This window comes from Acidithiobacillus ferrivorans, from assembly GCF_016250455.1.
GTDB classification, from domain to species: domain Bacteria; phylum Pseudomonadota; class Gammaproteobacteria; order Acidithiobacillales; family Acidithiobacillaceae; genus Acidithiobacillus; species Acidithiobacillus ferrivorans.
The window spans coordinates 3,080,175-3,095,291 of sequence record NZ_CP059488.1 but is presented as its reverse complement, the minus strand read 5'-3'; the positions used below and the strand labels follow the sequence as shown (position 1 = coordinate 3,095,291).

Sequence of the window (15,117 nt, the reverse complement as noted above, 5' to 3'; positions counted from 1 at the left end):
CGTGGCATCAGGCGATATCGCCCATCACCTCGTAAACTGGTCCATCGGCAAAGGCTTCTGGACCTTTAATCTCGACACCATCGTCATGGGTTGGGTCATGGCCGCGATTCTGGTCATCACCGCCATGGTGGTGGGCTCACGTTTGCAGACCAGCACCCCGAGCGGGATGCAGAACTGGCTGGAGGGCGCGGTCGATTTCATTGATGACCTGGTGCAAGGCAGTTTCCCCGTTAAAGATCCTTTGATCGCGCCGGTCGCGATAACGGTTTTTCTCTGGATTCTGTTGATGAACAGCCTGGATGTCATCCCCGCCTACCTACCCGGCATGGTCGCGCACTGGTTTGGGATTGCGGAGTTCCGCATCACCCCGACCGTCAATCTGAATACGACGCTGGGTGTGGCTATCGCGATCTTCCTGCTGATGGTGGCGACCAATCTGCGCGTCAAGGGCTTTTCCTACTTCAAGACCTATCTGACCCATCCCTTCGGAATCTGGCTGGCGCCGATGAACATCATCATGTCGCTGATTGAAGAGATCACCAAGCCGCTGAGCCTTGGCCTGCGACTTTTTGGCAACATGTTCGCCGGTGAGCTGGTCTTCCTGCTGCTGGGCATGCTGCCGTGGTGGGGCGAGCTGGTGATGGGTACCGTCTGGTCCCTGTTCGAAAGTTTAATCATTGTCCTGCAGGCGTTTATTTTTACCGTGCTGACCGTGGTTTACCTCGGCATGGCGAATATGCAGGATCATTAACAAGTTTATTATTCCACTTTGCGACACTTGTAAGGAGTTATCATGGACGCACATACCATTATTGTTGCTGCTACTGCCATTGCCGTAGGTATCATTTTTGGCGCCGCTGGTCTGGGTTCCGCGATTGGCTGGGGTCTGATCACCTCCAAGACCATTGAAGGCATCACCCGCCAGCCGGAAATGCGCCCGCAGTTGCTGGTGAATACCTTCATCTTTGCCGGTTTGATGGAGTCTTTCCCCTTCATTATTCTGGCCTTCGGCTTCTGGTTCCTCTTCGCCAACCCGTTCCTGGGCTGATGCTGGACCGGCTGAGCCGGTCCACTTGCAAGTGAGGTAGTCATGAATCCGGTAGGTATTAATGGAACACTGATCATTCAGTTGATCACCTTCGTCATCCTGGTGGCGTTGTTGTACAAGTATATGTATGGTCCTCTGCGCAGGGTCATGGACGACCGTCGCGCGAAAATTGCCGATGGTCTGGCAGCCGCGGAACGCGGTAAAGAAGAAATGGCCCTGGCGCAAAAGCGGGCGACAGAGCTGCTCCGTGAAGCCAAGGAAAAGGCGGCAGAAATTATCGCCAACGCCGAGCGTCGCGGTGTGGAACTGCGCGAAGAGGCCCAGAGTAAGGCGCGGGAGGAGGCCGACCGCATCATCGCCGGTGCGCGCGCTGAAATCGACGTCGAAACCAACCGGGCGCGTGAAGTGCTGCGCGGTCAGGTGGTGGATCTGGTGGTCGATGGCACCCAGCGCATCCTGCATCGGGAAATCGACGATAAGACCCATCGCGACATCATCGACCGTATGGTCGGCCAATTGTGAGGAGACTCCCATGGCCGATCTGATCACGGTGGCACGCCCCTACGCCGAGGCGCTGTATGATTTGGCGAAAGAGAGCGGTCAGGAACAGGCTTGGGCGGATGCCCTGCAGGTTCTTGCCGCAATGATTACGGATGCGCAGGCGCGGGCTTTTCTGAGTGATCCCGAGCGCGCTGAGGCCGAAAAAGTGGCGCTGCTCAGTGCCGCGCCAGTGAAGGTGGAGAGCAAGGCTTGGGAGGCATTTCTGGCCCTGTTGATCCACCATGATCGGTGGCCCGCGACGGCCGAGATCGGCACGCTTTTTGGTGCCGCCCTGCGGCATGCAGAGGGCATTGTCGACGTTCTGGTCACCAGCGCCGTCGCTCTGGACGCCAATCAGAAGATGACCGTGCAATCGGCGCTGGAGCGTCGTTTTGCCGGTCGCCAAGTCGCGTTCCGGGAATCGGTGGACGCGGCTTTGATTGGTGGCCTAGTTATTCATACGGGTGATCTCACCATAGATGCTTCCGTGCGTGGACAAGTGCAGCAACTTGCCCGAACCCTTCGCAGCTAAGTCTTGAGGAAATAGTATGCAACAACTGAATCCATCGGAAATCAGTGAACTGATCCGCGCACGGATCGCCGGCTTTGAAGGCCGCGTCGAAACGCGCTCGCAGGGCACTATCATCAGCTTGAGTGACGGTATTCTTCGTATTCACGGTCTGGAAGACGTGATGTACGGTGAAATGCTGGAACTCCCCGGCGGCCGCTTCGCGCTGGCCATGAACCTGGAACAGGATAACGTCGGCGCGGTAGTGCTCGGCGAGTTCTCCGGCCTCGAAGAGGGCGGCGTCGTCAAGTGTACCGGCAGGGTCATGCAGGTTCCCATCGGCAAGGCGCTGCTGGGTCGCGTGGTGAACGCCCTAGGCCAGCCTATCGACGGTAAAGGCCCCGTCGAAACTGAGGAATACGACGTTCTCGAAAAAATCGCGCCCGGCGTGGTCGAGCGGCAAAGCGTTGATGAGCCCATGCAGACGGGTATCAAGGCGATTGACGCCATGGTGCCAATCGGCCGTGGTCAGCGCGAGTTGATCATCGGCGACCGTCAGACCGGCAAGACCGCAGTCGCCGTCGATGCCATCATCAATCAGAAAGGCAAGGATGTGCAGTGCATCTATGTCGCCGTCGGTCAGAAGGCTTCGACCGTCGCTGGCGTGGTGCGCAAGCTCGAAGAACACGGCGCGATGGAATACACCACGGTGATCGCCGCCAACGCTTCGGAGTCCGCCGCCATGCAGTATCTGGCGCCTTACGCTGGCTGCACCATGGGCGAATACTTCCGTGACCGCGGTATGAATGCCCTGATCGTGTATGACGATCTTACCAAGCAAGCCTGGGCCTATCGCCAGATCTCCTTGTTGCTCCGCCGTCCGCCTGGCCGTGAAGCCTATCCGGGTGATGTGTTCTACCTGCACTCCCGTTTGCTGGAGCGTGCGGCGCGCGTCAACACCGATTTCGTCGAGAAATTCACCAACGGTGCAGTGAAGGGCAAAACCGGTTCTTTGACCGCCCTGCCCATCATCGAAACCCAGGCGGGTGATGTCTCGGCCTTCGTGCCCACCAACGTGATTTCCATCACCGATGGCCAGATCTATCTGGAAACCGACCTCTTTAACTCCGGTATCCGTCCGGCTATCAATGCCGGCTTGTCGGTATCGCGGGTGGGTGGTGCGGCGCAGACCAAGGTCATCAAAAAGCTGGGCGGCGGCATTCGTCTGGATCTCGCGCAGTATCGTGAACTGGCGGCCTTCGCGCAGTTTGCTTCGGATCTGGATGAAATTACCCGCAAGCAGATCGAGCGCGGCAAGCGGGTCACCGAGTTGCTGAAGCAGGACCAGTTCTCGCCGATGTCGGTGGCCGAACAGTCCGTGGTGCTCTTCGCCGCCAGCAGTGGTGCGCTGGATGACGTCGAAGTGGCCCATGTGCGGCCTTTCGAGAAGGCACTTCTGGCTTACCTGCACAGCAATAATGGGGACTTGATGACCGGACTTGAAGAGAAAAAAGAGCTGACGGACGACTTCAAGAAGCAACTCGACGCGGCGGTCAAGCAGTTCAAGTCCGGCTCGACGTACTAGGAGAGTAGCATGGCCAATGCCAAGGAAATCCGCGGGCAGATCAAGAGCGTTAAAAACACGCGCAAGATCACCCGTGCCATGGAGATGGTGGCTGCGAGCAAGATGCGGCGCGCGCAGGAGCGGATGCGCGCCGCCCGTCCCTATGCGGAGAAAATTCGTGAGGTATTGGGACATCTGGCGCAGGCGCATCCCGAGTACGAACATCCGTTGATGCAGGTGCGCCCCATCAAAAAGGCGGGCTTTATCGTGGTGACCACGGATCGTGGTCTCTGTGGCGCGCTGAATGTGAACGTGCTGCGCAATGTCGTTCACAAGATGCACGATCTCCACGAGCAGGGCATCAGCTCTGATCTCGCGGTCATGGGTAATAAGGGGCTGGGCTTCTTGCGGCGCCACGGCGCCCATCTGGTCGCAGAGCTCAACGGCTTGGGCGACAAACCGCATCTGGCCGATATGATCGGTCCCATCCGGGCGATGGCGGATGCTTACGCCAAGGGTGAGGTCGACGTGGTGTACCTGGTCTCCTCCCGCTTCGTGAATACGATGCTGCAGCGGGCCACGCTCGAACAGTTGCTGCCGGTGGAAAGGCCTGAAGTCCGCGCCGAGCCACGCGCGGAGATGTGGGATTACATCTACGAGCCCGAAGCCCGTCCGGTATTGGATCGCTTGTTGCAGCGCTATGTGGAATCTGTGGTGTATCAGGCGGTCATCGAGCATCTGGCCTGTGAGCAGAGCGCGCGTATGGTTGCCATGAAAAACGCCTCGGATAACGCCAAGCGCATGGTGGGCGACCTGCAGTTGGCCTACAACAAGGCGCGCCAGGCAGCCATTACTCAGGAAATCGCAGAGATCAGCGCCGGTGCGGCGGCGGTCTGACGATTGTGTATAGCATTTTTGGAATTTTTGAGGGTTAAATCATGAGCGAAGCGGTTGCTAAAGAAAACGCCGTCGGCCATATCGTCCAGGTGATCGGGCCGGTGATCGACGTGGCCTTTCCTCGCGGGCAGGTCCCGGAGATTATGGAAGCTATCGTGGTCAGCGATAAAAACCTGACCATCGAAGTGCAGGCCCAGTTGGGTGACGGCGTGGCGCGCGGTATTGCCATGGGTCCCAGCGAAGGTCTGAAGCGTGGGCTGGCCGTGAGACGTACCGGTGCGCCGATCAGCGTGCCGGTGGGCCATGCCACCCTGGGCCGTATCATGGACGTTCTCGGTGATCCCGTGGACGGCAAGGGTCCGATACAGACGGCGGAGCGCAAGGCCATACATCGTCCGGCGCCGGCATTTGACGAGCTGGCGGCGAGCACCGAGGTGCTGGAAACCGGCATCAAGGTCATCGATCTGGTCTGTCCTTTCGCCAAGGGCGGTAAGGTCGGCCTCTTCGGTGGTGCCGGTGTCGGCAAGACGGTGCTCATGATGGAGCTGATCCGCAATATCGCCATCGAGCACACCGGTTATTCGGTGTTCGCCGGTGTCGGTGAGCGGACGCGTGAAGGCAATGACTTTTATCATGAAATGACCGATTCCGGCGTGTTGGATAAGGTCGCGCTGGTTTACGGGCAGATGAATGAGCCGCCCGGCAACCGCCTGCGCGCTGGCCTGACCGGCCTGACCATGGCGGAGCATTTCCGCGATGAGGGCCGCGATATTCTGATGTTTATCGATAATATCTTCCGTTACACCCTGGCCGGTACCGAAGTGTCGGCGCTGCTCGGGCGTATGCCTTCTGCCGTGGGATATCAGCCGACGCTGGCCGAAGAAATGGGCAAGTTGCAGGAGCGTATTACCTCCACCAAGGTGGGTTCCATTACCTCTGTGCAGGCCGTTTACGTGCCCGCGGATGATCTCACCGATCCGTCCCCGGCGACGACCTTTGCCCATCTGGACGCCACAGTGGTGCTGTCGCGGCAGATCGCGGAGTTGGGTATCTACCCAGCCCTTGATCCACTCGACTCCTTCAGCCGTCAGCTCGACCCGGCGATTGTCGGTCAGGAGCACTACGATGTGGCCCGTTCCTGCCAGAAGACGCTGCAACGCTATAAGGAATTGCAGGATATCATCGCCATTCTCGGCATGGACGAGCTGTCCGAGGACGACAAGCTGCTGGTCTCCCGGGCGCGCAAAATTCAGCGCTTCCTGTCGCAGCCTTTCTTCGTGGCTGAAGTGTTCACCGGCAGCCCCGGCACCTACGCCTCATTGAAGGAGACGATCCGTGGCTTTAAGGCGATCGTGGCCGGTGAGTATGATCATCTGCCCGAGCAGGCCTTCTACATGGTAGGTACCATCGACGAAGCGCTTGCCAAGGCCCAGAAGTTGCAGCAGGGCTAAGCCATGGCGATGACCATAGATGTGCAGGTAGTCAGTGCCGAGGGCAGCATCTACTCGGGGGTCGCCGATATGGTGGTGGCCCCCGGCGAGATGGGCGAACTCGGCATTCTGCCGCGCCATGCCCCGCTGCTGACCGGGCTGCGTCCTGGTGAGTTGCGGATTATACATGGTACAGAGACGGAGTATCTTTTCGTCAATGGCGGGGTGCTGGAGATTCAGCCCCATCTGGTAACGGTGCTGGCCGACTCGGCAGAGCGGGCGACGGACATCGATGAAGCCAAAGCCATAGCGGCCAAGCAGGCAGCTGAAGCACGGATGGCCGGGCAGACGGATCAGATGGAGTATGCGGCGGCTCAGGCGGAATTGCTGGAGCAGATCGCGCGTCTGAAGACGGTGCGCCGTTTGCGGGAACAGGGGCTGCTGCGCTAACGCTCCGGCGAGCTCGCATGCTGGTTCAGGCGTATCATACAGACCCCAGTCGCCATCAGGCCACTGGGGTTTATTTATGGTAGGGCAGTTGGGCCGGAGTGTTGGCGGATTTTGTGGAGGTGAATAGTGCTATGTTGACGGATATCGTAATACTCGCCGCCGGGCAGGGCACGCGCATGCGCTCTGCTTTGCCGAAGGTGCTGCAAGCGCTTGGAGGCAAACCAATGCTTGCCCACGTGCTGGCTACAGCGGCGGAGTTGTCGCCACGGCGTATCCACGTGGTGATCGGTTTCGGCGGCGATGCCGTGCAGACTGCCTTCCCTGCCGCGCCGGTAAGCTGGTGGGCGCAGGTCCAGCAGCTCGGCACCGGTGATGCGTTGAAATCCGCATTACCCGGCCTCACGGGAGCGGAACGGGTATTGGTGTTGTATGGTGATGTGCCGCTCTTGACGGCTGCGACACTGCGCGAATTTCTCCAACAAACTCCGGCATCAGGACTAGGCCTGACGACTGCATCCCTCAGCGAACCCCACGGCTACGGGCGGATTCTCCGCGATGCGAACGGTCAGGTACAGGGTATTCGTGAGCACAAGGACTGTCAGCCGGACGAAAGCGTCATCCGCGAAGTAAATCTTGGGATGATGATATTGCCGGTGGCGCCTCTGCAGGGGTGGTTACAAGGACTGTCGGCCCAGAATGCGCAGGGTGAGATTTATCTGACGGACGTGGTGTTGGCCGCGCGGGCGGATGGCTATGCCGTCTGGCCCTTTACGCTGGCGGATGCGACTGAGGCCCTGGGGGTGAATGACCCCATGCAGTTGACGGATCTGGAACGCGTGTTTCAGCGGCAGCAATTGCGTGCTCTGCAGATGCGGGGATTACGGGTGGCGGACCCGGCACGTATCGATATTCGTGGTGAGGTCACCTGCGGCCAGGACTGTTGGGTGGATCCCAATGTGTTGTTTGTTGGTGCGGTGCATTTGGGCGATCGCGTACGCGTGGGTGCCGGTGCGATTTTGCAGGACGTACAGATTGGCGATGATGTGGAAATTTTGCCCTACAGCCTCATCGAAGGTGCGCGAATTGCCGCCGGGGCACGGATTGGACCTTTTGCGCGAATTCGCCCGGGAACGGAGATCGGCGAAGCCGCACATATCGGTAACTATGTCGAGGTAAAGGCCTCAAAAATTGGTGCCGGCAGCAAAGCCAATCACCTGAGCTATATCGGTGATGCGGAGATCGGTACCGGAGTGAATGTGGGCGCGGGTACGATTACCTGCAATTATGACGGCGCCAACAAGCACCGCACCATTATCGGCAATGATGTGTTCATCGGCTCGGATAGCCAGTTGGTGGCGCCGGTGACCGTCGGCGACGGCGCCACCATCGGTGCGGGCAGCACCATTACCAAAGAGGTTCCAGCGGGTGCTTTGACGCTGAGTCGCAGTCCGCAGCGTACTGTTCCGCATTGGCAGCGGCCACGGTGTGAGAAAAAATAGCGCCAGATAGTACCGGCATTGTCTTCGATTACAGGGGAGCAGGATTATGTGCGGGATTGTCGGTGGAGTGAGCCAAACAGATTTGGTCCCCATGATTGTGGAAGGGCTGCGGCGTTTGGAGTATCGCGGCTATGATTCAGCCGGCTTGGCGATCCTGAAGGAGGAAACGCAAGGCACAGAATTGCTGCGGGTGCGCAGCGTGGGGCGCGTTGCTGAGCTGGCTGCCGCCGTTGCCGAGCGTGGCTTGCAGGGCGGGGTGGGCATTGGCCACACGCGCTGGGCCACCCATGGCGGCGTCACCGAAAGCAATGCCCACCCCATGATCTCCCATGAACAGATCGCTGTGGTCCATAACGGCATCATCGAGAACTTTCATGCCTTGCGTGCGCGTCTGGAAGTGGCGGGATACGCCTTCACCTCCGAGACCGATACGGAGGTCATCGCGCATCTGGTACACCATTATCGGCAGACGGCCCCGGATTTGTTTTCGGCGACCCGCTTGGCGGTGGGTGATCTGCGTGGCGCTTATGCCATCGCGGTAATTTCGACCCGCGACCCGGAGACCGTGTGCGTGGCACGGATGGGCTGCCCGCTGCTGCTGGGCATCGCCGATGACGGATATTACTTTGCCTCGGACGTGGCAGCGTTGCTGCCGGTGACCCGGCGTGTGCTGTATCTGGAAGATGGTGATGTGGCCTTGCTGCAGCGCCGGGCTTTGCAGATTACGGATCAGGCCGGGGCGCCGCAGCAGCGTGAAGAACATTGGAGCCAGCTCAGTGCGGCGGCTGTTGATCTGGGACCTTATCGTCACTTCATGCAGAAAGAAATCCACGAGCAACCCCGCGCCCTGGCCGACACCCTGGAGGGTGCGCTGAACAGCCAGCTCGATCTGGCGGATCTCTGGGGTGCAGACGCCGCGGACGTTTTCCGGGATGTGGATAGTGTGCTGTTTCTGGCCTCCGGCACCAGTCACTACGCGACACTGGTGGGGCGCCAATGGCTGGAAAGCATTGCCGGGATTCCGGCGCAGGCCGAGCTGGGGCACGAGTATCGTTACCGGGATTCCATTCCGAACCCGCGCCAGTTGGTGGTGACCCTCTCGCAGTCTGGTGAAACGCTGGATACCTTCGAGGCCTTGCGCCGTGCCAAGGAACTCGGCCATACCCGCACGCTGGCCATCTGCAATGTCGCGGAGAGCGCCATTCCGCGGGCGTCGGCATTGCGTTTCCTGACCCGGGCCGGCCCTGAGATCGGCGTGGCTTCGACCAAGGCGTTCACCACCCAGCTGGCGGCGCTTTATTTGCTGGCCCTGTCCCTGGCCAAGGCGCAGGGGCGTCTGCACGATGCGCAGCAGGCGGATCACCTGGACGCCTTGCGGCAATTGCCGGGCAGTGTTCAGCACGCCCTGAACCTGGAGCCGCAGATTCAGGGCTGGGCGGCGCGTTTTGCCAGCAAGGACCATGCGCTTTTTCTGGGGCGCGGCCTGCACTACCCCATCGCGCTGGAGGGCGCGCTCAAACTCAAGGAAATCTCCTATATCCACGCCGAGGCTTATCCCGCGGGCGAATTGAAGCATGGCCCCCTGGCCCTGGTAGACCGCGACATGCCGGTGGTGGTGATCGCACCCAATGACCGCCTCCTCGAAAAGCTGGCCGCCAATATGCAGGAAGTCCACGCCCGTGGCGGTGAGCTCTATGTTTTTGCCGATTCGGACAGCCACTTTAACGCCAGCGAGGGCGTGCATGTGCTGCGTCTGCCGCGTCATGCCGGTCTGCTCTCCCCCATCGTCCACGCTATCCCGGTGCAGTTGTTGGCCTATCACGCGGCGCTGGTGAAGGGCACCGATGTGGACCGGCCGCGTAACCTCGCGAAGAGCGTGACGGTGGAGTGAGGTGTATGGATAAAATAAAGATGTTTGTTAACGGACAAAAAAGTATCATCCCGGACAAAATAGTTTCATCCTGAACAAAAAAGTATCATCCTGCATTTTCAGCTTTGGAATGAAGGTGTATGCTGATCCACAGATCACCAGGTTGGGGATACCTACTATGGCTCGTTGGCGTTACGAGTTTGATGAAGGCAAAATCGCGCGCTTCCAGAAAGAAGGGCGAGGGCAAGGCCGCGGTACAAGTTACAAGCCGTGGCTGACCATACAGGATGTGGCCTCCTATGGCCGCTCACATCGAATTGCCGGAATCAAGACCGGCCGCGTACACCACTTCCTCTCCGACATTGAGCGAGATACTTTTTACCAGTTTGACTGGGCGGATACCGTTACGGACATCCGCGAGCAGTATCCCCTCGACCGTGAATACACCCGCCGTATTGCCGCGGATCTCGATATAAAGCATCCGCGAGACGCCGCTACAGAAATAGTCATGACTACGGATTTTTTGGTCGATATCGCTTATGAAGGGAAGCTGAGGCAGTTGGCCCGTGCCGTCAAGCCCGCCAGCGAACTCGAGAAACCTCGCGTCATTGATAAGCTGGAAATCGAACGGCGCTATTGGGTACAGCAGGGCGTGGACTGGGGAATCATTACTGAGCGAGATATCCCCGAAGCAATAGTCACCAACATTGCATGGCTGCATCCCTATATTACACTTGACCAATTGACCGCGCCTTACGAAGGTTACTATCAAGAAAAGGCACGCCTGCTGTTGCGGGCACTCCCGTCCCATCCCGCAACCACCTTGAGGCAATTCTGTCTGGCCATGGACCAGCAACTTGCTATGCATGTGGGCGACAGTCTCCTGCTTATCCGTCACCTCTTGGCACGGAAGGCGATTTCCTGTCCCATGGATACGGCTATTACGGACACCTGGCCATTGCGTCAATTTCAGGTGCCCACGGATGAATCCAGGAGGGCCAGCGGATGAAGGATTTGTCTGTGAATCTTTTGCTGGAGTTTCCAGAGGAACACCGAGTTGAGCGTGTGCTCTGGATTGATCCAGGAATGCGGGGTCTATATGCCATCGACATTCGCGATGCCAATGCTCTGCCAGAATTCTACCAAGCGGAAGAAATAGAGAAGATGCGCGATGCCGGCGAGTGGCGTGTGGTTGAGAATGACCCATGGCTACTCGCACTGGCGGATGAAAACATATCAGAGGTCTACCGAGACAAACGCGACTCCGCTTGGGAGACGATTCGTCCGCTGATTTTTGATCAACCGGCCATTTTCGATGCCATTGCCCGTAGTGAAGCGGTTAAAAGAGGCATGGAAGAATCTGGAGTAACCAAGCAAACGATTTACCGTTTTTTGCGACGGTATTGGCAGCGCGGCATGACACCCAACGCTCTACTGCCTGATTATGCGCGGTGTGGTGGGCTGGGCAAAGACAAGTCCGTTTCTGAAAAAAAACGCGGGCGCATTCCTGATCGAGATGATCTGGGCGTCAACGTGACGTCAGAGATGCGGCAGCTATTTCGTGCTGTTGCCACAAAGAAGTTCATCACCAATAGTCAGTTGGATTTTCGGGGTGCCTACGACGAGCTGATTGCCGATAATTTTTGCGAACGCGTCATCAACGAACACACCGGCCAGCAGGAACTGGTTCCGCAAAAAGATATTCCCAGCTTGCGGCAATTCCGCTACTGGTATGAGAAGGATAACGACGTCTTCCGTCTGGATCGTATACGCCGCACCCCCAGAGTATATGACAAGGATATGCGGGCAATCCTGGGATCCTCCACGGCCGAAACCGTTGGCCCGGCATCGCGTTATCAGATTGATGCCACCATCGCGGACGTATACCTGGTTTCCAGATACGACCGCACCATGATCGTGGGGCGACCCGTACTCTATATCTTGATAGACGTTTTCAGCAGAATGATTACGGGCGTATACGTGGGCCTGGAAGGTCCGTCCTGGGTCAGCGCGATGATGGCGCTGACGAACGCCGTAACGTCAAAAGTGGCCTATTGCCGTCAGTTCGGTGTTGATATTCAGGACGCGGATTGGCCGTGTCAGGCCATGCCCGACGTCTTGCTGGGCGATAAGGGAGAAATTGCGGGCAAGACCATAGAGACGCTCATCAAGAATTATCAGGTGCACGTCGAGAATGCCGCACCGTACCATGCGGACTGGAAAGGCATCGTGGAACAGCGGTTTCGTTTGCTTCCCGGGCGTTTCAAGGCCTTTACGCCGGGCTTTGTTGCTCCGGATTACCAAGAGCGCGGCGCCAGGGACTACCGCCTCGACGCGACTCTCGATATAGACCAGTTCACCCGCATCATTCTCTACTGCATCCTGTATTACAACAATCAGCACCCGCTCAGTGAATATGAAAAGTCACCGGATATGATCGCCGACCGGGTACCGGAAATTCCTTGCGAGTTGTGGGAGTGGGGTGTTGCCCATCGTAGTGGCAGCTTACGCGCATTCGCGCCGGAAAAAGTCCAGTTGAGCTTGATGCCGAGCGACGATGCGACCGTCACCGCTACAGGAATCCGCTATGCGACCTGCTTTTACACCTGTGAAAAAGCGATGGAAGAGCACTGGTTCGAACGCGCACGCCAAAAGGGACGCTGGAAAGTTCGAATCTCCTATGATCCTCGCCACATGGACGAGATTTATCTGCACGAAGACGTCAAGCGCGGGAAATTTATCCCCTGCACGCTCACAGAGAAAAGCCGTCATCATCGGGGTCGAATGCTATGGGAAATTCTTCAGGTAAATGGCGAAGAGAGGCGAAGCCAAAGGAATCATGAGCCGCAAGCCCTTCGTGGCCGCATCAACTTGAATGAAAAAATTAAGGGGATCGTGAATGAGGCGGAAGCCATGCGATCGGAAGCACCCCCACCCTCTGGCAGCGCGCGTCAGCGGATAGGAAACATCCGCGAAAATCGTAGCAAGGAGAGTCAGGAAAACAGAAAGCGGGAGGCTTTCAGGATGCTTCCTCCCGGTGAGGAAGCGCCGGGAACTGCGGCAGTCCTGCCTTTTCCCAAAACAAAAGAGACCGACGATTATCGTCTCCCCGGGATAGCGGATATTATGCGCGGGCAACGGGAGGATCAGGGCGATGACGACCACGGCGGATGAGGACCTCACGTTGCCCGAATATCGGGATAACCCCTTTATCGCAAAATTGCCGCCTCCCATGTCCACGCATGATGCCTTGCTGGCCATGGCGGCTCCACCCACCTTCAACGCGGCGGAGCGCGATTATCCCGCGCATCTGCGCGCCCATTGCATCTCGCGGCTTAAAGGCTATTTTGAGCCGCTGGAAACCCACCTCAGCCTGGAAGCAAAATTTGGCCTTCTGATCCGTCAAGGTTATCTGTGTCGCAACCCCACCACGGCTGACTATACCCGCCGCGTCCGGGAAGGCGCTACCCGGGTATTTGAAAAGGATCTCCCGAGTTCGACAGTTAATCTCGCAACTCCTTGATATTGAAAATAGCGATTTCAAAACGCTCCACTACAACAGCGTCAATTGCTGAGACGCGGCTGGTTTTTTTACCCGGAGGGCATGCAGAACCTCGCTTTGACATTCCTGGATGGAAGACACCCCGGATACGGGTGGGGCGCCATTGAGACGAACTCGGTGATGCTGAATGCGGTGGAGTTGCTCCAAGGCTCGTTCCGGCGTCAGCCCGGTGTGACTCGCACGTAAACGACTGCGCATGACCCGATGCAGAATCAGCGCCATGAAGCAGATCGCTGCGTGCGCCCGTATCCTGTCGGGCAGGCGGTGGTAGACCGGGCCGATTTCCAGCTCGGATTTGAGCACTTTGAAGCCCCGCTCGATATCGGCGAGAGACTTATAGCGGGCCACGACCTCCGCCGGTGACAGGTCCTGCACATTGCTCACGAGCAGGAGCTTGCCATCCATCTTTTCCGCCAGGGTGCGTGCGCTTTTGTCGATGTCGTAGCTAAACTGCTGTGCGGCCATATCGACTTGGATGATGCGCGATAAATGCGCCTCGCAGACGGCATGGTAGAAGCGTGCCTTGGCACCGCTGTCGGAGAGTTTGCGTCCCCGATGCTTTTTGCCGTCGTCCTGATCATCCAGTTTGCCGGCCCACTGGTCGCCCTGAGTAATCAGCGCTTCGATCCGCGCATTCCGCTTGGCGGTCTGGTCCGCCGCCGTCATGGGATCATGGGCGATAACCAGCCGCAGGTCGTTCCAGGTGCGCTCACCGATGACTTCTTCAGTGGCAGTGTTGCACGACTCCCGCTGGAAACTATCCAGCAGATCGGTAAATTCATGGTACCGCCGCCCCGGTACGGCCAGGATAAACTCCAGCGACTGCCCGTTGGCCAGCCGGATCGCCTGCAACGCCTCCAGATTGTCCAGACTCAACAACCCGCGATCCGCGATGAGCACCAGGCGCCGCACTGTCGGAAAGCGCTCCAGCACTTTGCCCAGGGTCGGCAGCAGCGTTTTGGTCTCAGCGGTGTTGCCATCGAAGACCTCATGGTAGATCGGCAAACCTTCTGCAGTCTGCACGACCCCCAGCATGAACTGGCGAGCGATCAGACCTTCCTTGGCCATCCCGAATTGACGGACGTCCTGGGGAACCGTGACCAGGCCTTCACTGCGGATCGTGGTGAGGTCATAGAAGACCACGGACAGGTCCTGATCGATCAGGGGGCGCAACAGTCCGGCTACCACAGCATCTACGGCACTCTGTTGCTCCATCAGGGCATCCATGCTGCGCAGGAGTTGCTGGTGGGTAATCGTTGTCACGGTGACATCCGGCAAGGCGACGGTTTCCACCCAGCGCAGTACGCCCAGTTTCGATTCGGGATCGCAGAGCCGGTTGAGGACCATCACCCGGATCAGCGCTTCCACATCGGTCGTATGGCGGGTCTTGCGGAACACCTGACGTAGGGCGCTGAACCCCAGCTCCTTCCAGAGTTCGGTCAAGGCCCAGACATCGCCAAAAGCACGCGCTGCTTCAAAAGCGATGGATGGTGGAGAAATCATTGGCGTCGGGGTGGGTACCTGGCCGCTGACCTTCATCAGGCCCTGAATCACGGCATTCAACTGACTGTCGACCTGATCCAGCCGCCCAAGTGTGGCGACGGTACGCTTTTTGACCTTTCCGGCATCATCCCGGTAGGACTCGACAAGCTGGACATAGCGGCGGCTGCCGGAGGTGGTGATCTTCACATGCATGCCGCCACTTTATCAGCGTTCATAGGCATGTCAATAAAAGAGCCTAAGTGATAA

The 15,117-nt window shown here is 58.3% G+C and carries 14 protein-coding genes; 13 read left to right on the top strand and 1 reads right to left on the bottom strand.

The genetic code is table 11. From position 1 onward, the window contains the following. Nucleotide 1: 1 nt before the first annotated feature. The 13 genes from atpB (at nt 2) to H2515_RS15485 (ending at nt 13,329) form a co-directional block, all read left to right on the top strand. The gene (gene atpB, locus H2515_RS15545) at nt 2–751 is read left to right on the top strand and encodes a F0F1 ATP synthase subunit A (protein WP_035191986.1); all 750 of its coding nucleotides are present in this window, start codon (nt 2–4) and stop codon (nt 749–751) included. A 42-nt stretch (nt 752–793) separates the two neighbouring features. Continuing rightward, nucleotides 794–1,048 carry a F0F1 ATP synthase subunit C gene (gene atpE, locus H2515_RS15540; RefSeq protein WP_009561114.1) on the top strand — a complete coding sequence of 85 codons (255 nt, stop codon included), beginning with the start codon at nt 794–796 and terminating at the stop codon, nt 1,046–1,048. Nucleotides 1,049–1,090: 42 nt separating this feature from the next. After that, nucleotides 1,091–1,570 carry a F0F1 ATP synthase subunit B gene (gene atpF, locus H2515_RS15535; RefSeq protein ID WP_035191984.1) on the top strand — a complete coding sequence of 160 codons (480 nt, stop codon included), beginning with the start codon at nt 1,091–1,093 and terminating at the stop codon, nt 1,568–1,570. Between the two features lie 10 nt (nt 1,571–1,580). After that, nucleotides 1,581–2,120 (top strand): F0F1 ATP synthase subunit delta, encoded by a 540-nt coding sequence (locus H2515_RS15530; RefSeq protein WP_198660572.1) that lies wholly within the window; start codon nt 1,581–1,583, stop codon nt 2,118–2,120. A 16-nt stretch (nt 2,121–2,136) separates the two neighbouring features. Then, entirely contained in the window at nt 2,137–3,681 is a 1,545-nt protein-coding gene (atpA, locus tag H2515_RS15525; RefSeq protein ID WP_014030483.1) for a F0F1 ATP synthase subunit alpha, read from the top strand. Between the two features lie 9 nt (nt 3,682–3,690). Continuing rightward, a complete protein-coding gene (atpG, locus tag H2515_RS15520) occupies nt 3,691–4,557 on the top strand; it encodes a F0F1 ATP synthase subunit gamma (RefSeq protein WP_014030482.1) in 867 nt (288 codons plus the stop codon). Between the two features lie 41 nt (nt 4,558–4,598). Next, the gene (gene atpD / locus H2515_RS15515; RefSeq protein ID WP_014030481.1) at nt 4,599–6,008 is read left to right on the top strand and encodes a F0F1 ATP synthase subunit beta; all 1,410 of its coding nucleotides are present in this window, start codon (nt 4,599–4,601) and stop codon (nt 6,006–6,008) included. Between the two features lie 3 nt (nt 6,009–6,011). Continuing rightward, nucleotides 6,012–6,437, top strand: a complete 426-nt coding sequence (locus tag H2515_RS15510) for a F0F1 ATP synthase subunit epsilon (protein ID WP_065414033.1) — start codon at nt 6,012–6,014, stop codon at nt 6,435–6,437. Between the two features lie 131 nt (nt 6,438–6,568). Then, complete coding sequence (gene glmU / locus H2515_RS15505) at nt 6,569–7,936, top strand: bifunctional UDP-N-acetylglucosamine diphosphorylase/glucosamine-1-phosphate N-acetyltransferase GlmU (protein WP_065414034.1); 1,368 nt, start codon at nt 6,569–6,571, stop codon at nt 7,934–7,936. A 46-nt stretch (nt 7,937–7,982) separates the two neighbouring features. Then, the gene (gene glmS, locus H2515_RS15500) at nt 7,983–9,827 is read left to right on the top strand and encodes a glutamine--fructose-6-phosphate transaminase (isomerizing) (RefSeq protein WP_198660571.1); all 1,845 of its coding nucleotides are present in this window, start codon (nt 7,983–7,985) and stop codon (nt 9,825–9,827) included. A gap of 157 nt (nt 9,828–9,984) precedes the next feature. Beyond that, nucleotides 9,985–10,815, top strand: a complete 831-nt coding sequence (locus tag H2515_RS15495) for a TnsA endonuclease C-terminal domain-containing protein (RefSeq protein ID WP_198660570.1) — start codon at nt 9,985–9,987, stop codon at nt 10,813–10,815. After that, nucleotides 10,812–12,980 (top strand): Mu transposase C-terminal domain-containing protein, encoded by a 2,169-nt coding sequence (locus H2515_RS15490; RefSeq protein WP_198660569.1) that lies wholly within the window; start codon nt 10,812–10,814, stop codon nt 12,978–12,980. Before H2515_RS15495 ends, H2515_RS15490 begins: the two co-directional genes overlap by 4 nt. Further along, on the top strand, nt 12,961–13,329 hold the full coding sequence (locus H2515_RS15485) for a hypothetical protein (protein ID WP_198660568.1): 369 nt from the start codon (nt 12,961–12,963) through the stop codon (nt 13,327–13,329). The genes H2515_RS15490 and H2515_RS15485 overlap by 20 nt, the downstream gene beginning before the upstream one ends. 30 nt (nt 13,330–13,359) lie before the next feature. On the opposite strand, the gene H2515_RS15480 is transcribed toward H2515_RS15485, so the two are convergent. Further along, the gene (locus tag H2515_RS15480) at nt 13,360–15,063 is read right to left on the bottom strand and encodes an IS1634 family transposase (RefSeq protein WP_198660567.1); all 1,704 of its coding nucleotides are present in this window, start codon (nt 15,061–15,063) and stop codon (nt 13,360–13,362) included. Nucleotides 15,064–15,117 lie beyond the last annotated feature (54 nt).